Source organism: Bacillus sp. D7-8, from assembly GCF_052055895.1.
GTDB classification, from domain to species: domain Bacteria; phylum Bacillota; class Bacilli; order Bacillales; family Bacillaceae; genus Bacillus; species Bacillus velezensis.
The window spans coordinates 738,329-762,302 of record NZ_CP179922.1 but is presented as its reverse complement, the minus strand read 5'-3'; the positions used below and the strand labels follow the sequence as shown (position 1 = coordinate 762,302).

Sequence of the window (23,974 nt, the reverse complement as noted above, 5' to 3'; positions counted from 1 at the left end):
GAAAAAACGATCACCTTTTAAACATTTATGGCAGAGGGAATGATGTTGCGTTTAAAGCCCGGTTTGTAATATCGACTTGTGTTACATTATTTGTATTTCCAACTGTTAATACCGCATTATACACAGTTATTCCGGAAGCCGGAACTTGGTCAACAAACGTATGAGGAATAATAATAGATTGCCCGGCTGAATAGAATAGATTCAATTCAAGAGTTTCGGTGCTGATTATAATTCCATTTCTCTCAAAGTCAAGAGAAAGCACGAGGGAGAAATCAGGTGTCAGCGGATTAAGGGTGATATTAAGCTGAATTGTCGTATCAATCTTCACCAATTGAGTGGCAACTGCAGTTATAGTTGCCGTCAAGACACTTGTCGGAGTACCATCTAAAGGAATCACCACTTGATCAACCGCATTCTGAAAAGCAACCGTCGGCTGTGATCCCGTCGCACCAGTTGGCCCGGTAGCTCCTGTAGCTCCAGTTGGTCCGGTATCTCCCGTCGCACCAGTTGGTCCGGTATCTCCCGTAACCCCAGTTGGCCCGGTAGCTCCCGTAACCCCAGTTGGCCCGGTAGCTCCTGTAGCTCCAGTTGGTCCGGTATCTCCCGTCGCACCAGTTGGCCCGGTAGCTCCTGTAGCTCCAGTTGGTCCGGTATCTCCCGTCGCACCAGTTGGCCCGGTAGCTCCGGTATCTCCTGTAGCTCCAGTTGGACCCGTGATTCCCGTCGCACCAGTTGGCCCGGTAGCTCCCGTAACCCCAGTTGGCCCGGTAGCTCCTGTAGCTCCAGTTGATCCGATATCTCCTGTAATCCCAGTTGGTCCAGTAGCTCCTGTAGCTCCTGTAGCTCCAGTTGGTCCGGTAGCTCCTGTAGCTCCAGTTGGTCCGGTAGCTCCCGTCGCCCCAGTTGGCCCGGTAGCTCCTGTAGCTCCAGTCGGTCCGGTAGCTCCCGTAACCCCAGTTGGCCCGGTAGCTCCTGTAGCTCCAGTCGGTCCGGTAGCTCCCGTCGCACCAGTTGGTCCGGTAGCTCCTGTAGCTCCAGTTGGTCCGGTAGCTCCCGTCGCACCAGTTGGCCCGGTAGCTCCCGTAACCCCAGTTGGCCCGGTATCTCCCGTAACCCCAGTTGGCCCGGTAGCTCCTGTAGCTCCAGTTGGTCCGGTAGCTCCCGTCGCACCAGTTGGCCCGGTAGCTCCCGTCGCACCAGTTGGCCCGGTAGCTCCTGTAGCTCCAGTTGGACCCGTGGTTCCCGTCGCACCAGTTGGCCCGGTAGCTCCCGTAACCCCAGTTGGCCCGGTAGCTCCCGTCGCACCAGTCGGTCCGGTAGCTCCTGTAGCTCCAGTTGGTCCGGTAGCTCCCGTCGCTCCAGTTGGCCCGATATCTCCCGTAACCCCAGTTGGCCCGGTAGCTCCCGTCGCACCAGTTGGCCCGGTAGCTCCCGTAACCCCAGTTGGCCCGGTATCTCCTGTAGCTCCAGTTGGTCCGGTAGCTCCCGTAACCCCAGTTGGCCCGGTAGCTCCTGTAGCTCCAGTTGGTCCGGTAGCTCCCGTAACCCCAGTTGGCCCGGTAGCTCCCGTCGCTCCAGTTGGCCCGGTATCTCCCGTAACCCCAGTTGGCCCGGTATCTCCCGTCGCCCCAGTTGGCCCGGTAGCTCCCGTAACCCCAGTTGGCCCGGTATCTCCTGTAGCTCCAGTTGGCCCGGTAGCTCCCGTCGCACCAGTTGACCCCGTCGCTCCAGTGGCTCCTGTTGGACCCGTCGCTCCCGTGATTCCTGTTACTTCAACAAATGCGACATCATCAATTAATACAACTGGAGTATTACTTGACCCGGCTGTTTTACTGATTAAAATTTGTGCCTGAACAGCTGCAGCCGGCGCAGCAGTTGTTGTTTGATAGACCTCAGTCCATGTATCAAATATAGTATTAGGCATGTTTCCTATTGTGACGTTTATGTTTAATCCAGTTCCTACCACTGCGTTTGAAGCATCTAAATATAAAACTCTCAGATTGATTTCAGGGTTTGCAATTGTGCCAATTTTGCCGAGAGAAATGAAAAGCTGAAATGATTGCTGCGGAGAGACAGGAACAGTTTGTGACAAGGAGGCACTCGTAATTCCGCCTGCAAATTGGGCGGAGAATGCTCCCGTATGAGCAAATGCAGACACAATCGAAGCATTCACCCCGCTCCAGCCTGTTAAGTCTCCGGATTCGAAACTTCCATTGTTTATGAGATTTTGAATCGCCAATCTATACCCTCCTTTCATCATTTTTGCTAGTACAAATCAACATAGCATATGCAGTTTTATCTATTATGGAAACTCAATTCGCGAGATTTCTGTTTATTCCCTATTTAAATGTACTATCCGATCATATTGATGGCACGGTTTGTCACATTAACACCTGTTACATTAACAGAACCGGCAACCGTTAATACCACATCATACGTGATGGTCCCGGCAGACGGCGCCTGGTCTACGAATGTCAGCGGAATAATGAGAGACTGCCCGCCTGAGTAAAACAAATTCAATTCAAGCGTCTCTGTACTGACTGTTATCCCGTCTCTTTTCAGCGTCAAAATCAGCTTCAGTGAAAAATCCGGGGATAAAGGCTCATGACTGATATTGAGCTGTACCGTAGAATCTACTTTTATCAATTGAGAAGCTGCTGCTATAACTGTGCCGGACAGAATATTTGCCGGTGATCCATCCAAAGGAATGACGGCGGCATCAGCAGCTTGTTGAAAAGCCAGAATCGGTATGCCGCCGGGCGGACCCGGGGGACCGGTTGGACCGGGAGGACCTTGAGAGCCCGGAAGCCCTGCCGGCCCTCTCTTCCCCGGAGGTCCTTGTACACTATTAGGAGAGCACAGTGCAGGGTACTTTTCTGCAAAGGAGGGGGTTTTATCACTTTCTATGTGAGAACAGCCATCAGAAATTTTTTCATTATATCTGCGCGAAGGCTCTTTATACCAGCTCTTCACATGACGGCTCATACATTTATAGTGAGAGCTTTGCCCAGTGAACGGATTATTTCGTTTCGCACTCATAAAATCACCTCATACCTTATGGTACTCAGGCGGTTTATACATTGTGAAATGTCCCATCAATCTCTTAGTTCAAAAAAAAAAGAAGGCAGATCGCATCTGCCTTCTTCTTACCACAAACCTAATACTTTCCACCATAATCCGCCGATCACAAGCCATGTCACAATATGGACGATTGACAGGATAAAGCCGATGGACCACCATTTGCTTTGCGATATATAACCCGCTCCGAAAAAGACCGGAGCCGCTCCTGAGCCGTAATGCGTCGTCGAACCGAAAAGGTTGCTGAAAAACGCCAGGCTGAGCGCCGCCAACAGCGGCGGAGCGCCTGCAGCCACGATGACGGCGAGAAATGCCGCATACATGGCGCTGATATGCGCGGTTGCGCTCGCAAAGAAGTAATGCGTGTAATAATACACGACAATCAGAATCATAAATGCCACAATCCATGAAAAACCGGAAACAGAAGATTTCATCATATTGCTGAACCAAGACACCATGCCGAGCTCATTCAGGAAATTCGCCAGCATCACAAGCGCCGCGAACCAAGTCAGCGTATCCCATGCACCTTGTTCCTTTTTGATGTCCTCCCATGTTAATACCTGTGACAAAAGCAAAACGGATAATCCGATCAGGGCCGTCGTCGTTGCGTCAATATTTAAGCTTCCTCCGAAAATCCACAGCGCAAGCACCAATAAAAAGACGATGACCATGGAGAGTTCGGATTTTTTAAACGGACCCATTTCTTTCAATTTTTCCGTTGCGATTTTAGCCGCATCCGGTGTTTCTTTAATTTCCGGCGGATACAGCTTATAAATGACGAGCGGCGTAATGATTAAGCTCGCCAATCCCGGTACAATGGCCGCGATTGCCCAGCTTGTCCATGTGATGTCCACCCCTGCGACATCGTGGGCCAGCTTGGCGATCAGCGGGTTCGCCGCCATTGCCGTCAAAAACATCGCAGACGTAATCAAGTTTCCTTGAAAACCGGTTTTTAATAAGAAAGCGCCGATTTTCCGCTCTGTTCCGTCTGCCGGCGTTGATCCGAAAGTTTCGGATAATGATCTGATAATAGGAAAAATAATGCCGCCCGCCCGTGCCGTGTTGCTCGGAATGGCAGGTGATAAAATTAAATCACTGAAAAGCAGTGAATAAGAAAGGCCGAGTGTTTTCTTCCCGAACCGTTGTACGAATACGTAAGAAATCCTGGCGCCGAGCCCGGTTTTGATGAAACCCCGGGAAATAAAAAAGGCGATGACAATCAGCCAGATTGTCTTGTTTCCAAATCCGCTTAACGTATTTTCAATAGATAGCGTTCCCGTTAACGCGGTGACTGCCAATGCAAAAATTGCAATTGCGCCCATTGGCAAGGGCTTGGAGATAAAGCCGATAATTGTTGCGACAAAAATAGCGAACAAATGCCATGCTTTAGGTTCAAGTCCGGACGGCGCGGGAATAAACCAAATGATTAATCCCACAGCAACAGTAATAAGCAAAGGAATGATTTTTACTGCCTGCTGTTTTTTTGCGTCTTTTTCTGAAGCCATTACAGGTCTCCTCCTATTTTGTTGTCTTCCATCCCCTATCCCATTTTACTACTTAACTAAGTTAATAAACGTTTTTGTTAATTAAAAAACACAAAGGAATATTTTCCTTTGTGCTTCTTGTTTATTATTTTAATATGCCCGACCCGGCTTTAGATATAACATCTGATTTTACATTTGATGATGAGCCGATGGAACCGTGCAATGACGGTGTCCAGCCGACGGACTGACTTAATCCGTTGGCGGCCGACGCGTTAATGGCGGCGCCGTTTAAAAGAGTGCCGTCTTCATGAAGCGCTTTTCCGCCGCTGAAGACGCTGATGACTTTATCAGCAGCCAGTCCCGGCACTTCAAAAACATTATTCTGGGCATATATTTTCGACGCGTGGCCCGCGCCCCACGCATAGCTGAACGGGTATGCGGCGCTTTTAGAGCCTGCGTAAAAATTATTATAAATATGAACCTGCCCGTACCGGACCCGCGGTGCGCGCTGGACGATGTTCTGGTAATAGTTATGGTGAAGGGTCACCTTCAGTTTTCCTTCATCCGACGTCTTGCTGTCGCTGTTTCCGATGACGGAGCCTTTGTCATGGTCATGATATTTATTATAGGACAATGTAATATAATTCGCCCCGTTGGCTATATCCGTCTGGCCGTCATGGTGCTGATATTTTCTCCCGTAATAGTAGGGAAAACCGCTGTCGGGATTCGATCCGTCATTAAAGGTGCAATGATCGATCCAGATGTGCGTCGCGCCGTTAATGGTGATATTGTCATATTCAGAGTTCCAGTTGCCGCTGCTGCCGTCCGTCGGGTCCCATTGCGGAAAATAGTCGTAAGCGTCTTGAAATTCAATGTTGCGGATGATGACATTGTCGACGCCGTTCTTTATATTAAAACTTCCGCCTGTCACTTTGGCATTTGAACCCGAGCCGATGATCGTCGTATTTGAAGGGATGTCAATCACGACCCGTGCCTTCTGGTTTTTTTGCGATCGCTGTCTGGCGTCTTCCTGGGTGCCTGACGGCGCTTTTTTTCCCCATTTGTCCGGGTCGTACGCCTTCAGATAGGCGTTCGGATCATATGCCGGATCTTTATAATCATTAAAGCCGAGTGTTTTATTGCGGTCGTCCGTATTCATATTGATTGTGCCTTGTATGTAAATAATCTTCGGCGTGCTGTTGGCGCTTCCCCCTAATGCGGAAACGAGCTGCTGTCTGTTTGATACGGTGTATACATTCGATGAAGAGGCTTTCGCGCCGCCGGTTGTCCCGCCGGAAGCGGCTCCCCAGCCGTCATTTGTTCCTAACGTCTGCCGTCCCAGATCAGCGGCATAGACGTCCGCAGGGATCATACATAAACAAACCGCCAGCATAAATAACATTTTTTTCATGAATTGTGCTCCTCCTGATTCTTTGTTCCAATTTATTACAATCGAATTGTATCAAATCAGTTGAGAAACAGCACCGAAAATGTACAGAATGTGCCTTTCGGTTTTATTGCGGAAACCGCAAAAAAATCCCAAGGGACCGAAAACCCCTTGGGATCTGTTCAGCTTACGCCCATGATTTTACTTTTTCGTTATCCGTGACAAACAGAAGAACTTTTCCTTCATCTAAGCGCTTTTCAAATTGCGATGCTTCCTCTTCCGAAAAGCCGATTTCGTGAATTTTGTTGCGGAGCTCGTCGCCTTTTTTATTAAACATATTGCCGACCGCGTGTTTAATGCCCGTTTCTTTCGCTCCGATGGTATTGACATCAGTATTATCGGCCAGGCGGTCCGTTCTGTCGTCATCATGAGAAAGCACATATACGTCTTCTTTTGCGACACCCAATTGCTGAAGCTCTTTTACGTCCTGCATCAGTTTTTGATCATTTGTATATTCTCTTACTACCGGTTTCATTGATAAGTCCTCCCTTTTGTTTTGTATATTGGATGTTTACCCGATCAATCAAGGATCAAACAAAAGAAAGAGAGTTCAGTGGGAAAACGGGCAGATTGTCGGTGGATATTTTCTGGCGGGACATGTTACAGTAGAAAAAGCAACTTTTATCAGAAAAATAAAAATCTTCATGAGCCGATTAAGCAGGGAGGTGGTTCCTATTCATTACTTTTCACCGGAACAGCGATTTAACGCTTGGGTTGTCAGTGATTTAGTGAAGCAGGTATTCCGCCGGCATACCCGCTGCCCGGATGGAATAAAAGAGCTTACGGCCTTTGCTGAAGATACTTTTCATATTAATATCGATTTCGTTTTCTCTATCATTATCAATATCGGTGATATCGAATCCGTTCTGCCGAAAGAAATTGAAAATAGGCTGGGTTCTTATCTGACCGCGCTTCAGCCCGTCGTTACCGCTGACATGCTTCATTCTTCAAAAACGAATGCCTATGAATATTTGGAACATGAGAAAAACACCGATGTGTACCGGTTATTCTATTAAATATGCATATAAGGAAAGAAGGGCCCTGGGCCCTTCTTTTTTTATGACCGCTGACGGTTTGATTTTGTAATCGGGAAATGGTTCGTGTTACATTTGGAACAACCACTTATCTTGAAGGAGGATTCAGTATGCCGAATCATCAGCAGCAAATTCAATTGGCAAGACGCCCCAAAGGCGTTCCCGCCCATGACGATTTCCGCTTTGAAACGATTGCCGTGCCCGAACCGAAAGACGGCGAAGTGCTTGTGAAAACGAGTTATGTGTCCGTTGATCCGTACATGCGCGGACGGATGCAGGATACAAAATCATATGTAGAGCCGTTCGCTTTAGATGAAGCCATAACAGGCGGAGTGATTGCCGAGGTTCTGACAGACGGCGATAAGCTGAAAAAAGGAGATGTTGTGATCGGAAATCTCGCGTGGCAGGAATATTCAGCCGTCAATGAGTCCGCCCTCCGCAAGTTGGATACGGATATCGCACCCGCCCAGGCGTATCTCGGCATTTTAGGGATGACCGGACTGACCGCTTACTTCGGGCTGCTCGATATCGGCCGTCCGAAAAAAGGCGAAACCGTCGTCGTTTCAGGCGCGGCGGGCGCCGTCGGCTCAACAGTCGGACAGATTGCCAAAATCAAAGGCGCGCGGGTTGTCGGCATCGCCGGATCTGATGAAAAAATCGCGTATTTGAAAGAGGAGCTTCAATTTGATGAAGCCATTAATTACAAAACGGCGGATGATATTCAAAAAGCGCTGGAACAGGCATGTCCTGACGGCGTCGATGTCTATTTTGACAATGTCGGCGGACCGATTTCAGATGCGGTGATAAACCTGCTGAATGAATTCGCCCGCATTTCGGTATGCGGAGCGATCTCATCGTACAATACCGAAAGTGAAGAAGAAGACATGGGCCCCCGCGTCCAGCCGAAGCTGATCAAAACAAAAGCGCTGATGCAGGGATTCATCGTCAGTGATTATGCTGACCGCTTTTCCGAAGGTGCGAAACAATTGGCCGAATGGCTTAAGGACGGAAAGCTTCATTATGAAGAAACGATTACGGAAGGATTCAGCAATATTCCTGACGCGTTCCTCGGCCTGTTTAAAGGAGAAAACAAAGGCAAACAGATCATCAAAGTCAGTGATCCAAGTTAACATGATGATGACAAAAAGGAGGGCTTTGTCCCCTCCTTTTCTTCTTTTTCGGATCAGCCGCGAAGAATCAAAGTAAGAAAGCCGTCTTCACCAGGCTCCGTATCTTCCAAAGTGAATCCCGCTGCTTGAAAGCAGGCTAAACTGATTTGATTGTCTTTTTCGATGCTTGCCGCCCATTCCCGCACGCTACTAACATCAGGGTCAGTCAGCAGTTTTTGCAAGATCTGTTTTCCGTACCCTTGAAGCTGGTACAAAGGATTGACGATCAATCCGATATATGCCCGCTCCTCCACAAACTCTATAGAGACCATGCCTGTCGGACACTACCCGTCATATGCCATAATGACAGTATCGTCTTCATCTTTATTCAATCGTGCATACCACGCGTCTAATGGCAGCATCGCATCCATTCTCCGTTTGATATTATCGTTCTTAAACCAGTGTTCAAGTATTTTCAGCTCACGTTTCTTCAATATTTGAAATCGGTCTATTGAAACCATCTTCCCGCCCCGCCTGAACCTTTTCTATTATTTTACAACAAAAAAACGAAGGGCTTCCCGCCCTCCGTTTCTTATTTCTCAGATAATTTTCCGCCTGAATAAACGGCCTCTTTCAGCGCAATTCCGAGTGATTTGGCCATTTTTTTCAATTTGGATTCTTCCATCGGCGTGACAAGGCTGAGTACGGTTCCTTCTTTACCGGCCCGCCCCGTCCGGCCTGATCTGTGAATGTACCCATCTTCATTCGGGATGTCCGCGTGAATGACGTACGGAAGATCATCGATATCGAGTCCGCGCGCCGCAATGTCAGTCGCCAGAAGCAGCGGAAATTCTCCCCGTTCAAACGCTGATAATATCTTTGCCCGCTCCATTTTTTTCGCTTCTCCGTGCAGGATGCCGAGATCCACATGGTGATAGGCGAGTTTTTCCGCATAGACGCTTAAATTTCCGATATCTCTGACGAACACGAGCGCCTGCATGCCGTTCAGCCGTGACAGCTTTTGCAATAGCTTTACTTTATCCCGCTGATCGCAGACGAGATATTGATGCGTGACGCGCGCTTTTTCCGCCGTATTCCGCTTCACTTTCAAAACGGCCGGTTCGTGTGCGATGGTATTCAGCACCTGTTCTGTTTCCGGCTGCAGCGTAGCGGAAAAGCTTAAAAGCTGTCGGTCTTTCAGCGTCGTTTTAATGATTTTTTTCATCGTTTCGCGGTGTTCCTGTGTCACGAGCTGATCCGCTTCATCAAGAACGATCGTCTTGACTTCATGCATTTTCAGCTTTTTCGCCTGAATCAATTCGAGCACCCTGCCCGGTGTGCCCGCAATGATATGCGGTTTATTTTTGAGCTTTTCCACCTGCTTTTTCACGTTTGCCCCGCCGATCAAAGACAAAGCGCGAAGATCGGAGCCTTTTATCCAATCCTGAATCACTTGAAAAATCTGCATCACAAGCTCGCGGGACGGCGCTAAAATGATCACTTGCGGATGTTTCTGTTCCGGGTTGATCCGCTCCAGAACCGGAAGCGTGTACGCCAATGTTTTTCCCGTTCCCGTCGGGGATTCGGCAATGACGTCTTTCCCTTCCATAATCACCTGGGCGGCTTTTTCCTGAATGACGGTCGGCTCCTGAAAGCCTGAGGCCTCCCAGTTTTCGGCGATAAATGGTTGTGTATGCTGTAAAAATGGCCATGTTTGGGTCATGTCGTTCTCCTCAATTCTTAAAATCTACTCCATAGTATCTCAAATGCACGCGCCAAACGCAATTTTCTTTTTCCTTCCAAGCCTTTTAACAAACGGTCTCCTCCTTTATAATCATAAATGAGAAAGACACATGATAAAAAAGCGTGTCTGATAACGATAGAGGTGTAATGATGAGTATTTTATCCGTAAAAGATTTAAGCCACGGCTTTGGTGACCGTGCGCTTTTTAACAATGTATCGTTCCGTCTTTTAAAAGGGGAACACGTCGGCTTAATCGGAGCAAACGGCGAAGGTAAATCAACGTTTATGAATATTATTACCGGAAAGCTTGAGCCTGATGAGGGTAAGGTTGAATGGGCGAAAAACGTGCGCGTCGGCTACCTCGATCAGCATACCGTGCTTGAAAAAGGAAAAACGATCCGCGACGTGCTGAAAGATGCGTTCCATTACTTATTTGCGATGGAAGAGGAAATGAATGAGATTTACAACAAAATGGGCGAAGCGGACCCTGATGAGCTTGAGCAGCTGCTTGAAGATGTCGGTGTCATTCAAGACGCCCTGACAAACAATGACTTCTACGTGATTGACAGCAAAGTTGAAGAAATCGCCCGCGGCCTCGGCCTGCAGGATGTCGGACTTGACCGCGACGTCACAGATTTAAGCGGCGGACAGCGGACGAAAGTGCTGCTCGCCAAACTGCTTTTGGAAAAACCGGAAATCCTTCTGTTGGACGAACCGACCAACTACCTTGATGAACAGCATATTGAATGGCTGAAACGCTATTTGCAGGAATATGAAAATGCGTTCATCTTAATTTCTCACGACATTCCGTTTTTAAACAGCGTGATCAATTTGATTTATCATGTGGAAAATCAGGAGCTGACGCGTTATGTCGGCGACTACCATCAGTTTATGGAAGTATACGAAGTGAAAAAACAGCAGCTCGAAGCCGCCTATAAAAAACAGCAGCAGGAAGTGGCTGAGCTGAAAGATTTCGTCGCCCGCAACAAAGCGCGCGTCAGCACGAGAAATATGGCGATGTCCCGCCAGAAAAAGCTTGATAAGATGGATATGATCGAACTGGCGGCCGAAAAACCGAAACCGGAATTCCATTTCAAGCCTGCGAGAACGTCAGGCAAGCTCATTTTTGAAACGAAGGACTTAGTCATCGGCTACGATACTCCGCTGTCACGCCCGCTCAATCTCAGAATGGAGCGCGGACAGAAAGTCGCCCTGTACGGCGCAAACGGCATCGGGAAGACGACGCTGTTAAAAAGCCTGCTCGGTGAAATCCAGCCGCTGGAAGGCACGGTGGAACGGGGCGAGCATCAATACACGGGCTATTTCGAGCAGGAAGTGAAAGAAACCAATAACAATACGTGCATCGAAGAAGTGTGGAGCGAATTTCCTTCCTTTACCCAGTACGAAATCCGCGCCGCCCTCGCCAAATGCGGCCTGACGACCAAACACATTGAAAGCCGCGTCTCCGTTCTCAGCGGAGGAGAAAAAGCGAAGGTCAGACTGTGCAAGCTGATCAATTCAGAAACAAACCTGCTCGTGCTTGACGAACCGACAAACCACCTGGATGTCGATGCGAAAGAAGAGCTGAAACGTGCGCTGAAAGAATACAAAGGCTCTATTCTGCTGATTTCCCACGAACCCGAGTTCTACATGGATATCGCGACGGAAACATGGAATTGTGAATCTTGGACGACGAAAGTGCTGTAAACACAAAAAGGAACTCCCGCCTGTGCGGAAGTTCCTTTTTTTCTTAATGTCCGGCTTTTATTCCGGCGAGATGTTTGCGTCCCATGAGAAGGACAAGCATGCCGACAAAAACGACGATCCCGCCTACTGTATATGGAGTGCTTGCGGTGAAGTGTTCTGACAGCATTCCCGCAATCCACGGAGCGAGCGCACCGCCGATAAAACGGACTGAGCTGTAGGCTGAAGACGCGATTGAACGTTCAACCGGCGCAGAACCCATCACAGCGGTTGTCATGATCGTATTCACCATACCGAGAACAGCACCGGCGACAACGATACACGTAATGATCAACGTCTGATGGTCAGTCCATATCCCCATGACGATGAGAATGACCGCAAAGGCGATAAAGAGAACGACGAGCGAACCCACTGTTCCCAGCGCTTTGTGCACGAGCGGCGCCGTAAAGACTGACGTAATTGCCAGCAATAAACCCCAGCCGAAGAAGACATATCCAAGGCCGTGTTCATCTAAATCCAGCACGAACGGAGAATAAGCAAGCAAAATAAAAAATCCAAAGTTGTATAAGAATGCAGATACTGCCATTGTCAAAAGGCCTTTATATTTGAGCGCCTTCATCGCATCAAACACACCGACGCGTTTCGCCGGTTTCGGCAGCTTCGGCAGCATGAGTGAAATCGCGCAAAGCGCTATGAACATGAGGACAGATACTCCGAAGAACGGAGCGCGCCATGAAATGCTGCCAAGCTCACCGCCGGCAAGCGGCCCGACGGAAATCCCCAAGCCGAGTGCAGCCTCATACAGAATAATGGCTTTGGCGCTGCCGCCGACAGATACCCCGACAATGACGGCAAGCGCGGTTGAAATAAAGAGAGCATTCCCAAGCCCCCAGCCGCCGCGATAGCCGACAAGCTGAGCGATTGAACTTGAGCTTCCGCCGAGGGCGGCAAACACGATGATAAAAATAAGTCCGAGAAGCAGCGTCCATTTTGCGCCGATCCGGCTGGAAATCGCGCCGGAGAAAAACATCATAAAACCGGTAACGAGCAAATAACTTGTAAATAACAGAGATACTTCACTAGGTGAAGCATGTAATTGTGCGGCGATCGCCGGAAGAATCGGATCGACAAGACCGATTCCCATAAAGGAAATAACACAGGCAAACGCAACCGCCCAAACGGCTTTCGGCTGGCTGAATAAGCCTGTTTTCTGTTGTGATGATGTATCCATTTGACCAGACCTCCTGTTTCATCCATTAAAAGAAACGCTATATCCATAGCGTTTACAGCAAAATCATTCGATTGATTGAATGGCGCGGTCAGCTTTTTCTTTCATTCCGTTAAGGCGCGTTTTAAAATGCTGAAATGTGCTGATCTTCTCATCAATCATCTCAAGCTGGTGGTTCAAAGCCTGCTGAATCTCTTCCAGCTTTTCTTTCCGTTCCTTCGGATCCAGTGACAACAAGTACCCCTCTTTGTTTAATTCCAGCTGACGGCTCATCTCCATAAACTGCTGAAGCTCCTGAAGGGAAAAACCGAGCACTTCTTTTGTGCTGGTTACTTTTTCGAGCTCCTCCATATCATCTTCAGAGTAAAGCCGGACGCCGCCTTCTGTCCGTTTAGGAGCAGGAATCAAACCAATCTCCTCGTAAAAACGAATGGTTCGTTTTGTCAATCCGCTTCGCTTGGCAACTTGATCAATCTTCATCCATTCCAAGGTGAATCCCCCTCTTGTCGTATCTGTTTCTATTATACACCATTTGAACCTTAACGTAAACGTAAACTTTTTATGCCTGATAAACTTTGTTTGGACAAAACGTTTGTCTTTAAAGCGCCGGGAGATATCTGTGTAAGATAAAAAAAGCCGGTATGACCCGCCATCTTTCTCGGGGGCCGTACCGGCTTTTCTTAATTCTCAAGTTCTTCAATCATCAGTGACAATTCGGTCCAGCGCTCCATCGCCGCTTCAAGCTCTTCAGCCGTTTTTGCCTGTTCGGCCATCAGTTCTTGAATCTTTCCGAAATCACTTCCCGCTTCAGCGATTTCCGCTTCCAGACGCTGATGCTTTTCTTCAAGGCCGGCGATTTTGTCTTCGATGCCGTCCCATTCGATCTGATCCTTATATGAAAGCTTTTTGCGCTTTTTCTTCGGCTCTTCCTCCGTCTTTTTCTCTTCGGCCGGCTGTTTTACCGCCGTCTTCTTCGCTTTTGCGTGTTCCATGTATTCACTGTACGAACCTTGGAAACGGGAAATGACACCTTGTCCTTCAAATACGATCAGTCGGTCAATGACGCGGTCAAGGAAATAGCGGTCATGGGATACGGTGATGACGACGCCTGGGAACTGTTCGATATAATCCTCGAGCACGCTTAATGTTTCTGTGTCCAGATCATTGGTCGGCTCATCTAAAAACAGCACATTCGGCTCCTGCATCAGTACATTCAGCAAGTACAGACGGCGCTTTTCCCCGCCCGACAGCTTTCTGATATATGTCTGCTGCATCGGACGCGGGAACAGAAAACGCTCAAGCATTTGTTCCGCGGTGATGACATCGCCTTCCGCCGTTTTGACGATTTCAGCCGTCTCTTTTATATATTCAATGACTTTCATATCGCCGTTCATTTCGCTGTGGTCCTGGGTGTAGTAGCCGATCCGGACCGTCTGCCCGATGGTGATATTGCCGCTGTCAGGCTGAATTCTGCCGGCGAGGCTGTTTAAAAGTGTCGTTTTCCCGATTCCGTTCGGCCCGATGATGCCGATTCTTTCCCCCGGGATGACAAGCTCATTAAACTGGCTGATCAGCGCTTGGCCGTTATAGGTAATGGCGACGTTATCGGCTTCGATCACCTGTTTTCCGAGACGGTGGGAGCCGATCGCGAAATCGAGTGATCCGGAGACTGCCGGCCCTTTTTGCTCTTTGAGCGCCTCCGCTCTGTCCACTCTCGCTTTTTGTTTCGTCGAGCGCGCTTTCGCCCCTCTTCTGAGCCACGCCAATTCGCGGCGCAGGAGGTTTTGACGTTTTGTTTCTTTCTGCTCCGCCAGCGCTTCCCGTTCGGCCCGTTTTTCCAAGAATACTTCATAGTTTCCTTTATACGTATAAAGGCTGCCTCTCTCAAGCTCGTAAATTCTGTTCGTCACCCTGTTCAGAAAATATCTGTCGTGCGTGACAAGCATAACGGCGCCCGGATATTGCGATAAGTAGCCTTCCAGCCATTCAATCGTTTCATTGTCCAAGTGGTTTGTCGGTTCATCCAATATGAGCAGGTCTGCCGGCTGGATGACGTTTTTCGCAATCGCGACGCGCTTTCTCTGGCCGCCGGACAGCTCACTGACATCCTTCATCAGATCGGTGACGCCAAGTTTGGTTAAAACCGTTTTGGCTAACGTATTCGCCTCCCACGCATCATTCGCGTCCATTCGGGCCTGCGCATCAAGCAGCTGTTTCTGGCGCTGGTCATTTTCCGGTTCTTCATTCAGCGCCTGAAGCGCTTTTTCGTATTCTCTCATCGTTCTCATGACGGCTGATCCGCCGGAATAAATATGCTCAAGTACGGTTTGTCCGGCCGGAAGATCAGGGTCCTGATGCAAAAACTCAATATGCACGTTTCCTGAAGCCGTAATCTCGCCTTCCTCCGTTGATTCAAGGCCGGCAATGGTTTTCAGAAGCGTAGACTTCCCCGTTCCGTTCGGGCCGATTAAACCGATTCTTTCATTCTCTTCAATATGAAAGGAGATATGGTCGAATAATGTCTTATCTCCGTATGTTTTATAAAGGTTTTCCGCTTTTATGATGCTCATGGTTCCTATCAATCCTCACGTAAGTTCATGTGTTCATTTTAAATCAGGCGCTGGAATAAAACTAGTAAAAGGACAGACAAATTTCTTGGAAGAGATCATTTTGTCCGAAGAATGTTTCCGCCTCTCCTTTTATACACTGGAGGGGAAGAGGTGATGACATGATCAGCGTCAGTTTGTGCGTTATCGTGAAAAATGAAGAGGAAGTGCTTGCGGGCTGTCTTGATTCCGTTAAAGACATTGCGGATGAAATTGTGATTGCTGATACGGGCTCGACCGACCGGACGAAAGAAATCGCGGCCCGTTATACGGATAAGATTTATGATTTTGAATGGATCGATCACTTTGCGGCCGCCCGTAACTTTGTGTTTTCGAAAGCGGAAATGGATTATATTCTGTGGCTGGACGCTGACGATATGCTGACGGAAAAGGACCGTGAAAAGCTGATTGAGCTGAAGGCGTCGCTTTCAAAAGAGGTGGATGCGGTATCCATGTATTATCACGTCGGCTTTGATGCTCGGGGAGAGGTCAGCTTCAGATACCGCCGCAACCGACTCGTCAAGCGTGAAAAAGGGTTCCGCTGGATCGGAGCCGTGCATGAGTATCTTGAAGTATACGGAAACATCATAGAAACCGATATTGCCGTCACACACCGGAAATCCGCGAAAAAGCACTCGCCTCCCTCAGACCGCAACTTGAAGATTTATGAGAAAATGGCGGAAAACAGTGAAACGATGACACCGCGCGATTTGTTTTACTTCGCGAATGAATTAAAGGATCACGGCCAATATCAGCGCGCCATCACGTATTATCACCATTTTCTTTCCACAAAACAGTGCTGGATCGAAGACGAGATCAGAACGTGCCAATATCTATCCGATTGCTACAGGGCGGTCGGCCATGAAGAGGCCGCCATGACGTCTCTCTTAAAATCATTTCTGATCGATTGTCCGCGGCCGGAGTTCTGCTGCAGGCTCGGCGACTATTTTGCGGAGAAACGGCAATACCGGCAGGGCGTGTTTTGGTATGAGCTCGCCCTATCCGCCAAATGCAGTGATGCAGGCTTTACCCAGCTCGAATATTCCACCTGGTATCCCCATCTGCAGCTCTGCGTCTGCCACTGGCAGCTCGGCGACAGAGAAAAAGCGAAGATTCATAACGACAAAGCCGCCTCCTATCATCCGTCACATCCGAGTGTCCTGTATAATCAAAACGTGCTCGGCACATAACATCGAAAAAAAGAGCTGCCCCGTATGAAGGGCAGCTCCTTATTGATCACGCTGTCGGAATTCCTCCGCTTACACTGTAAATTTGGGATGTCACATAGCTCGATTCTTCTGAGGCCAAAAAGACATAAATCCCTGCTAGCTCCGCCGGCTGTCCGGCGCGCTTTAATGGAACGGCCGGTGTTTCCTTACCGAATTTCGGAATGTTTTCACCGGGCTGCCCTCCCGAAATCTGCAGAGGCGTCCAGATCGGCCCCGGCGCTACCGAGTTGACTCTGATTCCTTTATTCGCCAGCTGTTTTCCTAAGCCGACAGTAAAACCGATAATGGCATGTTTCGTCGCGGCATAATCCAACAGCATCGGGCTTGGATTATACCCTTCTACGGACGTTGTCGTGATAATAGACGCGCCTTCCGGCAGATACGGAAGCGCGGCTTTGACGAGCCAATACAGCGAGAATACGTTGACTTCAAATGTTTGATAGATTTGTTCTGTGGCAAGATCGCTGATATCATCCACTGCCTGCTGTTTGCCGGCGACAAGAGCGAGCGTGTCAAGACCGCCAAGCTCTTGATACGCTTTTTCCGCCAATTCTCCGCAAAACGCTTCATCGCTTAAATCTCCCGGCAACAGAACGGCTTTTCTTCCCTCTTTTTCAATTAACGCTTTCACTTCTTCAGCATCCGGCTGTTCCTCAGGCAGATAGTTAATCGCCACATCCGCCCCTTCCCGGGCATAAGCAATCGCGGCGGCCCGGCCGATACCTGAATCGCCGCCGGTGACGAGGGCTTTTCTTCCCTTCAGCTTGCCGGCTCCTTTATAGCTTGTTTCACCGCAATCCGGCACAGGCTTCATCTCTTTCTGCAAACCGGGCGGTTCTTGATATTGTTTTGGAAATTCATCATGATCATATTTCGTCAGCGGGTTGTGCAGATTTGCATCAGACATACAAGACTCTCCTTTATCATTGGTGATGTATTCGTATGTGTACCCCTGAGCATGACGGATCAAACGTGTAAGTGCAGTTTCCGATTGGTAAAGGGAAAACAAAAAAGGAGCCCGTAAGCTCCCTTTTTTTATGACTCTCCGAGTACGTTTTCAGCCATTTTCGCTAAATGCTGGGCGCTTCCCGAAATTTCCTGCATCGTTGCAGAAATTTGTTCAACCGCCGCCGCTTGACCGTTTGTGTTCTGGTTGATGGATTCAATAGAGTCCTCCAGCCCTTTCAGCAGGCTGTGGATTTTTTTCGTAATCTGGTCAATTTGGCCGACGTTGTCTTTTGAATGAGTGGCAAGCTTGCGGATCTCATCCGCCACTACGGAAAAGCCCTTGCCGGATTCTCCTGCTCTCGCGGCTTCAATGGCCGCATTCAAACCGAGCAGATTGCTTTGATCCGAGATGCCCTTGACAGTGACGGAAATGTCGGCGATTTCTCCCGCGCTTTCACTGACTTGTTTCGCCTGAGTGGAAATCCCGGTCATCTGTGCTGAGAAACCGCTGATGGATTCTGAGATATCCGCGATGGCCGAAGCGGTCTGTTCCACGACGGCGGACAGGCTTTCAGCGACATCATGAAGCTTGGCTGATTTTTCAAGGCTCGTGCCGAGACCGACGCCGCCGATGACTTTTCCGTTTTCATCGTGAAGCGGAATCGCTCTGGCGATCAGCGGAAATCCGAACAGCTCTTTCGGCACCATGCTTGTCTTCTTCTGATTCATGCGGATCGCGTCTGTAATGATGTCCCCTTTTTGCAGCGGGTCTCCCGGCTTTACGTTAAGAGAAAACGTTTTAGCCGGAATATTCACGATTAATTTTTCTGTATCATAAATTCCGATGGTGATGTCATCTTGGATCAGGCTGTTTAAAAAAGGCGCAACTTTGACAAATGCGTCAAGCAGGCTGTGCGTTTGCTGCTCCGTCTGTATACTCATTTCTTTCACTCCTTCTTAATATGGGAATTGCCGTTTTTCATGCTGAACCGAAATCCATTTCAGCGTGGTGAATTCTTCAAGGCTCCATTCACCGTTCAGCCTGCCGAGACCTGATTGCTTCTCGCCGCCGAACGCGACGTTCGGTTCATCATTAATGGTCGTATCGTTGACGTGAATCATGCCGGTTTCGATCCGCTTAGCAAACTCAACGCCGCGCTCAACGTTTGCCGTATGCACGGCTCCGCTTAAACCGAACGGTGTCGCGTTTGCGATGCTTACCGCTTCATCCTCCGTTTCAAACGTCATGATGCAGACGGCCGGTCCGAACAGCTCCTCCTTCGCAATGCTCATCTCAGGTTTCACATCTTTTAAAATGACGGGCTCAGCGACCGTTCCGCTGAATCGGCCGGACAGCACCGGAACCGCTCCCTCTTCTATCGCTTTTTCGACAGACCGTCTCAGACCTTCCGCCTGTCTCTCATTGATTAAAGGACCGATAACCGTATCAGGGTCCATCGGATCGCCGACTTTCAGCGATGACACTTTCGCTTCGTAAAGCTCTGTAAATTTGTCATATACAGATGTGTGAACGAGCACGCGGTTCGCCGACATGCAGATCTGGCCTTGATGCGTAAACCGGCTGAATACAGCCGCATTGACGGCGTATTCAAGATCAGCATCCTCAAGCACGATCAGCGCGCTGTTTCCGCCAAGCTCCAACAGCGGTTTTTTAAAGTGTTTGACCGCAAGCTGTCCGATATAGCTGCCCACTCCGGTTGAGCCTGTAAATGAGATTATCCGCGGGACGGGATGCTCAACAAAGCTGTCGCCGATCTCCCCGATATCCGTCACGATAACATTCAGCAGCCCGTCCGGTACGCCGGCCGCTTCAAAAATTTTCGCGATAAGCGTTCCGCCGCAGATCGGTGTTTCTTCATGAGGCTTCAGCACGACGCCGTTCCCCGCGCCCAGTGCCGGCGCAACAGATTTCATCGAAAGGAAAAACGGGAAATTAAACGGGCTGATCACCCCCACGACTCCGGCGGGTATTCTGTACAGCCTGTTTTCTTTTCCGTCAATCGTGGACGGGAGAATTTTCCCTTCCATCCGCACCGGAAATGTTGCGGCTTCTTTTATCATATTTTTGACAAGTCCGATTTCAAACTCAGCCTTCAGCCGTGTTCCGCCAAGCTCCTCCATGATTAAGTAAATAATCGCTTCTTCGTGCTCTTCAATGAAAGAAACGGCTTTTTCCAAAATGGCCCGCTTTTTAAAAGGGTTTACTTTGTCCCATTCTTGTTTCGCAAGAGCCGCGGCCCGATATGCCGCATCCACGTCATCAGACGTCGCTTTTTGGAATGAGGTGATGACTTTTTGAGTATAAGGATTTCTGTTTTCCAATACGTTCCGGCTGCTCCCATCCCTCCATCGGCCGCCGATAAACTGCTTATTTAGTTCTTCATATTGAAACATGTAAACATCTCCCTTTCACCGAAACTTGAAATTAGTTGATGAGTCATCTTTTGTATCGGTCTTAAGGTGAGAAAATTGAACTATTTCACAATAAAATTCCCGTTCCTTCCGTGCATCGACGCTTTTTAGCTTTGTCCTTTTAAAGTGGAAAATTCTTTAATTGACTGCGAGAAATTTCGACAATATAATACAAACGTCAGTGTATATAATGATAAGAATATTATGAATTTTCAGGAGGACCCATATGTCTTTACTATTTCGGAAAAAGCCGCTGGCCGACTTAAAGGCCCAGAGCAAACAGACCAGCCTGTCCCGCTCGTTAAGCGCTTTTGACTTGGTTTTGCTCGGAATCGGCTGTGTTGTCGGCACGGGGATTTTTGTGATTACCGGGACTGTGGCCGCGACAGGCGCAGGACCGGCTTTGATTCTGTCGTTTGTGCTCGCGGGCCTTGCCTGCGCGCTCGCCGCGTTTTGTTATGCGGAATTTTCTTCATCCATTCCGATTTCAGGCAGCGTATATACGTATTCATATGTCACTCTCGGGGAGTGTCTCGCGTTTTTAATCGGATGGGACTTAATGCTTGAATATGTCATCGCGCTCGCCGCCGTCGCAACCGGCTGGTCATCCTATTTCCAGTCGCTTCTTGCGGGCTTCGGGCTGCATCTTCCGGAGGCGCTGACCGCCGCACCCGGCAGCAAAACGGGTGCCGGGTTCAACCTGCCGGCCGTTATCATTATTTTGGTCATTACCGCGATTGTTTCAAGGGGCGTGAAAGAAAGCACCCGCTTTAACAATGTCATTGTATTGATGAAAATTGCGATCATTCTGCTGTTTATCATCGTCGGTTTCGGCTACGTGAAACCGGAAAACTGGTCGCCGTTTATGCCGTTCGGAATGAAAGGCGTCATCACGAGCGCCGCGACCGTTTTCTTCGCGTATCTCGGATTTGATGCCGTGTCAAACGCGTCGGAAGAAGTGAAAAACCCGCAGAAATCAATGCCGGTCGGAATCATCGGCGCGCTCGCCATCTGCACCGTCCTTTACATTACGGTATCGCTCGTCCTGACGGGAATGCTTTCGTACACCAAGCTGAATGTCGGGGATCCGGTATCTTTCGCGCTCCAATTTGTCGGCCAGAACAAGATAGCAGGCATTATTTCCGTCGGCGCGATTATCGGGATTACAACGGTCATGCTCGCTCTGCTTTACGCTCAGGTGCGCCTTACATTTGCGATGAGCAGAGACGGCCTTTTGCCCCGCATGTTTTCCAAGGTTCACCCGCGTTTTAAAACACCGTTTCAAAACACATGGGTGACGGGGATCGTTGCCGCCGGGATCGCGGGTTTTATTGATTTGGGAACCTTGGCGCATCTCGTCAACATGGGAACCTTGGCGGCCTTTACGGTCATTGCGATCGCCGTCATCGTTTTAAGAAAGAAACATCCGGAGATCAAATCTTCCTTCCGTGTTCCTTTCGTGCCTTTTGTGCCGATCATCAGCGCATGCTTATGCCTGTATCTCGCAAGCAGCCTGCCGGGCGTGACATGGCTCGCCTTTGTCATCTGGATCGCCGCCGGGATCGTCGTTTATATGATGTATTCGAGAAAACACAGTTTGTTAAATAAATAAAAAGGGAGGCTCTTTTTTCTGTTTGAGAAAGAAGAGCCTTTTTTGCACTTGATCATTCATTCACCTTATGAATAATATGGTGTATGCTTCGTTTACATAAAAAGGAGGAGAATCACTTTGGCAATTGCCGCCCCGCTTAAAGAAAAACCTGTCCATCGTCCCGAGACAACCATGTATTCTATTTTGTTCATTATCGGGATTTGTCATCTGCTGAACGATTCACTGCAAGCGGTGATTCCGGCGATGTTTCCGATATTGGAACGTTCCATGAATCTTACATTTACGCAGCTCGGAATTATCGCCTTTACGCTGAATATGGTGTCTTCCGTGATGCAGCCCGTCATCGGCTGGTATACGGATAAACGCCCGATGCCGTATGCCTTGCCGCTCGGACTCACCGCAAGCATGCTCGGCATTTTAGGTCTGGCGTTCGCCCCGTCTTTTCTGACGATTTTATGCTGTGTCTTTTTTATCGGCCTTGGCTCCGCCGTCTTTCATCCTGAAGGATCGCGTGTCGCCTACATGGCCGCCGGCGAAAAGCGCGGGTTGGCGCAATCGATTTACCAAGTCGGAGGGAATACCGGCCAGGCGATGGCGCCCTTGATTACCGCGCTGATTCTCGTTCCGCTCGGTCAATTCGGCTCTGTCTGGTTTACGCTAGTCGCCGCAATCGCTGTTCTGTTTCTCATTTATATCGCCAAATGGTATAAAGGCCGCCTTATTCATTTGCGCGCCGTAAGTAAAAAATCACCGGCCTCCGCTGTGCAGACCGTGATTACAAAACCGATTATTCTCGCCCTTATCATGATTATCTTCTTAATTTTCGCGCGCTCCTGGTATGTGAGCGCGATCGGCAACTTTTATACGTTCTATGCGATGAATGCCTATCATGTCAGCATTCAGCAGGCACAGAGCTACATCTTCGTCTTTTTATTTTTCGGAGCTGTCGGAACGTTTCTCGGCGGGCCGCTTGCAGACCGTTTCGGAAAGCGGAACGTCATCATCGTTTCGATGATAGCATCGGCTCCATTGACAATTTTCCTTCCGTTTGCGGGGCCTGTCATCGCCTATGGCGTACTGGCGCTGATCGGTGTTGTTCTGATGTCCAGCTTCTCCGTGACGGTTGTCTACGCGCAGGAGCTTGTTCCAGGCAAAATCGGAACGATGTCAGGGCTTACGGTCGGGCTCGCCTTCGGAATGGGCGCGATCGGAGCCGTTGCGCTCGGAGCTCTTATTGATTCAGCGGGATTGACGCCGACTATGACTGCCGTCGCCTTTCTGCCCGTTTTAGGTCTGCTCGCCTTTGTCCTGCCGAGCGACAAAACATTAAAAGAATGGCATTCATAAAAATAATCCCTGCCTTTTCGGCAGGGATTTTATGTTTCAACCGTATAAAAATGAGTGTCAGGAACCGCATATTTCGGAATAAACCCGTCTCTGAAATCAGGAAACGCTTTTTGAATTTCATCAATCCATTTTTTTACGTTTTTGATGTACGGCACGTAAATCATATTGACTGTCGCCTCGTCATCAATGTGATAGTACCAGCACAGACTGAATTCGTTCTCCGTGACGAGCGTAAAGCCTGAAAAATGATAAAAAATCAGCGGGGTGTCATTGACATATACAGCCCCGCCGCGCAGGCTGACGTCATATTGCTCAATATTCCACAGCGCCGCATTCGCGCCGATCGACTCCGTGACATGAACGTCTTCAAACTGCGCGGGCCACTTTTCAACATACCTTTGATCACCGTATGTCTTTTTTTCTTCATTCATCTCCACCGTACAATAGGAGATGCAATCCTGCCTCCACTGCCAGACCGCCCGATACGCTTCCCCGGTATTCCGGGCGCCGACAAACCCGGTGTTGTACTGCCCTGTCAGCTTGTAATAAGACGCAAACCGTTCTGAATTGCGGTGATCCGTCAGAAAAAGGGAAGCATCCGGCTTTTCCGCAAACAGCTCGCCCGCATCTGAGAAGAAAAAGAGATCGGTGTCCAAGTGGGCAAAATATTCGGCTTCATCATACTCCGTCATCACATGGAACAGAAATGCCGGTTTCAGCGTCCAGCAATATTCATGAAACGTCCGGCCGCCCTTTGCTTCAAGCAGCTCCGGGTCCTCCATTTCATGGAGCTGAACCGCCGTGACATGTTCCCACGGCACCTGCTGGAGCAATTCATACGCCTTCTGGTCGACACACAGCACATACAGATGAAAATCCCGGCAATGCTCATGGAGAGAATGAATCATCGGCATCAGTTTAAAGATATGCGTTCTGGAAACAATGGTTGAAAAATGATATTTACTCACCATA

Annotated in this window: 19 protein-coding genes and 1 pseudogene; 6 read left to right on the top strand and 14 right to left on the bottom strand. The window is 49.0% G+C overall.

All coding sequences use genetic code 11. The annotated features are described in order from the left end of the window. Nucleotides 1-25: 25 nt before the first annotated feature. The 5 genes from ACKTRM_RS03920 to ACKTRM_RS03900 form a co-directional block, all read right to left on the bottom strand. On the bottom strand, nt 26-2,257 hold the full coding sequence (locus tag ACKTRM_RS03920) for an NTTRR-F1 domain (RefSeq protein ID WP_227749521.1): 2,232 nt from the start codon (nt 2,255-2,257) through the stop codon (nt 26-28). A 95-nt stretch (nt 2,258-2,352) separates the two neighbouring features. Then, nucleotides 2,353-2,646 carry a hypothetical protein gene (locus ACKTRM_RS03915; RefSeq protein WP_123912791.1) on the bottom strand — a complete coding sequence of 98 codons (294 nt, stop codon included), beginning with the start codon at nt 2,644-2,646 and terminating at the stop codon, nt 2,353-2,355. A 500-nt stretch (nt 2,647-3,146) separates the two neighbouring features. After that, nucleotides 3,147-4,583, bottom strand: coding sequence for an anion permease (locus ACKTRM_RS03910; protein ID WP_007408966.1), 1,437 nt, complete (start codon nt 4,581-4,583; stop codon nt 3,147-3,149). 124 nt (nt 4,584-4,707) lie between these two features. Then, a complete protein-coding gene (locus ACKTRM_RS03905) occupies nt 4,708-5,973 on the bottom strand; it encodes a pectate lyase family protein (RefSeq protein ID WP_012117054.1) in 1,266 nt (421 codons plus the stop codon). A gap of 163 nt (nt 5,974-6,136) precedes the next feature. Further along, complete coding sequence (locus tag ACKTRM_RS03900) at nt 6,137-6,484, bottom strand: general stress protein (RefSeq protein WP_003155650.1); 348 nt, start codon at nt 6,482-6,484, stop codon at nt 6,137-6,139. Between the two features lie 190 nt (nt 6,485-6,674). Between ACKTRM_RS03900 and ACKTRM_RS03895 the strand changes: the two genes are divergently transcribed. Together ACKTRM_RS03895 and ACKTRM_RS03890 are read left to right on the top strand one after the other, a co-directional pair. Continuing rightward, nucleotides 6,675-7,025, top strand: a complete 351-nt coding sequence (locus ACKTRM_RS03895) for a DUF3212 family protein (protein ID WP_007610002.1) — start codon at nt 6,675-6,677, stop codon at nt 7,023-7,025. Nucleotides 7,026-7,153: 128 nt separating this feature from the next. Continuing rightward, a complete protein-coding gene (locus ACKTRM_RS03890; protein WP_012117053.1) occupies nt 7,154-8,173 on the top strand; it encodes an NADP-dependent oxidoreductase in 1,020 nt (339 codons plus the stop codon). Between the two features lie 53 nt (nt 8,174-8,226). Here the strand turns inward: ACKTRM_RS03890 and ACKTRM_RS03885 are convergent. After that, nucleotides 8,227-8,673 (bottom strand): annotated as a pseudogene (locus ACKTRM_RS03885) (GNAT family N-acetyltransferase). Between the two features lie 71 nt (nt 8,674-8,744). Then, nucleotides 8,745-9,875: a DEAD/DEAH box helicase gene (locus ACKTRM_RS03880; RefSeq protein WP_012117052.1), complete on the bottom strand. Its 1,131-nt coding sequence runs from the start codon at nt 9,873-9,875 to the stop codon at nt 8,745-8,747. Between the two features lie 170 nt (nt 9,876-10,045). On the opposite strand from ACKTRM_RS03880, the gene ACKTRM_RS03875 reads away from it, so the two are divergent. Beyond that, nucleotides 10,046-11,602, top strand: coding sequence for an ABC-F family ATP-binding cassette domain-containing protein (locus tag ACKTRM_RS03875; RefSeq protein WP_012117051.1), 1,557 nt, complete (start codon nt 10,046-10,048; stop codon nt 11,600-11,602). 43 nt (nt 11,603-11,645) lie between these two features. On the opposite strand, the gene ACKTRM_RS03870 is transcribed toward ACKTRM_RS03875, so the two are convergent. The 3 genes from ACKTRM_RS03870 to ACKTRM_RS03860 all read right to left on the bottom strand — a co-directional run bounded on the left by ACKTRM_RS03870 (nt 11,646) and on the right by ACKTRM_RS03860 (nt 15,397). Beyond that, nucleotides 11,646-12,830 (bottom strand): MFS transporter, encoded by a 1,185-nt coding sequence (locus ACKTRM_RS03870; RefSeq protein WP_007408959.1) that lies wholly within the window; start codon nt 12,828-12,830, stop codon nt 11,646-11,648. A gap of 63 nt (nt 12,831-12,893) precedes the next feature. Further along, the gene (locus tag ACKTRM_RS03865) at nt 12,894-13,316 is read right to left on the bottom strand and encodes a MerR family transcriptional regulator (protein ID WP_012117050.1); all 423 of its coding nucleotides are present in this window, start codon (nt 13,314-13,316) and stop codon (nt 12,894-12,896) included. 191 nt (nt 13,317-13,507) lie between these two features. Continuing rightward, the gene (locus ACKTRM_RS03860; RefSeq protein ID WP_012117049.1) at nt 13,508-15,397 is read right to left on the bottom strand and encodes an ABC-F family ATP-binding cassette domain-containing protein; all 1,890 of its coding nucleotides are present in this window, start codon (nt 15,395-15,397) and stop codon (nt 13,508-13,510) included. Between the two features lie 158 nt (nt 15,398-15,555). Here ACKTRM_RS03860 and ACKTRM_RS03855 point away from each other — a divergent pair, with 158 nt between their 5' ends. Beyond that, nucleotides 15,556-16,623: a tetratricopeptide repeat-containing glycosyltransferase family 2 protein gene (locus ACKTRM_RS03855; RefSeq protein WP_012117048.1), complete on the top strand. Its 1,068-nt coding sequence runs from the start codon at nt 15,556-15,558 to the stop codon at nt 16,621-16,623. Nucleotides 16,624-16,669: 46 nt separating this feature from the next. On the opposite strand, the gene ACKTRM_RS03850 is transcribed toward ACKTRM_RS03855, so the two are convergent. The 3 genes from ACKTRM_RS03850 to ACKTRM_RS03840 all read right to left on the bottom strand — a co-directional run bounded on the left by ACKTRM_RS03850 (nt 16,670) and on the right by ACKTRM_RS03840 (nt 20,025). Next, a complete protein-coding gene (locus tag ACKTRM_RS03850) occupies nt 16,670-17,569 on the bottom strand; it encodes an SDR family oxidoreductase (protein ID WP_007408956.1) in 900 nt (299 codons plus the stop codon). 128 nt (nt 17,570-17,697) lie between these two features. After that, nucleotides 17,698-18,102, bottom strand: coding sequence for a methyl-accepting chemotaxis protein (locus ACKTRM_RS03845; RefSeq protein WP_370466150.1), 405 nt, complete (start codon nt 18,100-18,102; stop codon nt 17,698-17,700). A 465-nt stretch (nt 18,103-18,567) separates the two neighbouring features. Beyond that, nucleotides 18,568-20,025: an aldehyde dehydrogenase family protein gene (locus ACKTRM_RS03840; RefSeq protein WP_012117047.1), complete on the bottom strand. Its 1,458-nt coding sequence runs from the start codon at nt 20,023-20,025 to the stop codon at nt 18,568-18,570. 244 nt (nt 20,026-20,269) lie between these two features. On the opposite strand from ACKTRM_RS03840, the gene ACKTRM_RS03835 reads away from it, so the two are divergent. Then, nucleotides 20,270-21,655 (top strand): amino acid permease, encoded by a 1,386-nt coding sequence (locus tag ACKTRM_RS03835; RefSeq protein WP_012117046.1) that lies wholly within the window; start codon nt 20,270-20,272, stop codon nt 21,653-21,655. A gap of 117 nt (nt 21,656-21,772) precedes the next feature. Next, on the top strand, nt 21,773-23,002 hold the full coding sequence (locus tag ACKTRM_RS03830; RefSeq protein ID WP_007408952.1) for an MFS transporter: 1,230 nt from the start codon (nt 21,773-21,775) through the stop codon (nt 23,000-23,002). Nucleotides 23,003-23,031: 29 nt separating this feature from the next. On the opposite strand, the gene ACKTRM_RS03825 is transcribed toward ACKTRM_RS03830, so the two are convergent. Next, the gene (locus tag ACKTRM_RS03825; RefSeq protein ID WP_012117045.1) at nt 23,032-23,970 is read right to left on the bottom strand and encodes a putative nucleotide-diphospho-sugar transferase; all 939 of its coding nucleotides are present in this window, start codon (nt 23,968-23,970) and stop codon (nt 23,032-23,034) included. Between the last annotated feature and the right edge of the window lie 4 nt (nt 23,971-23,974).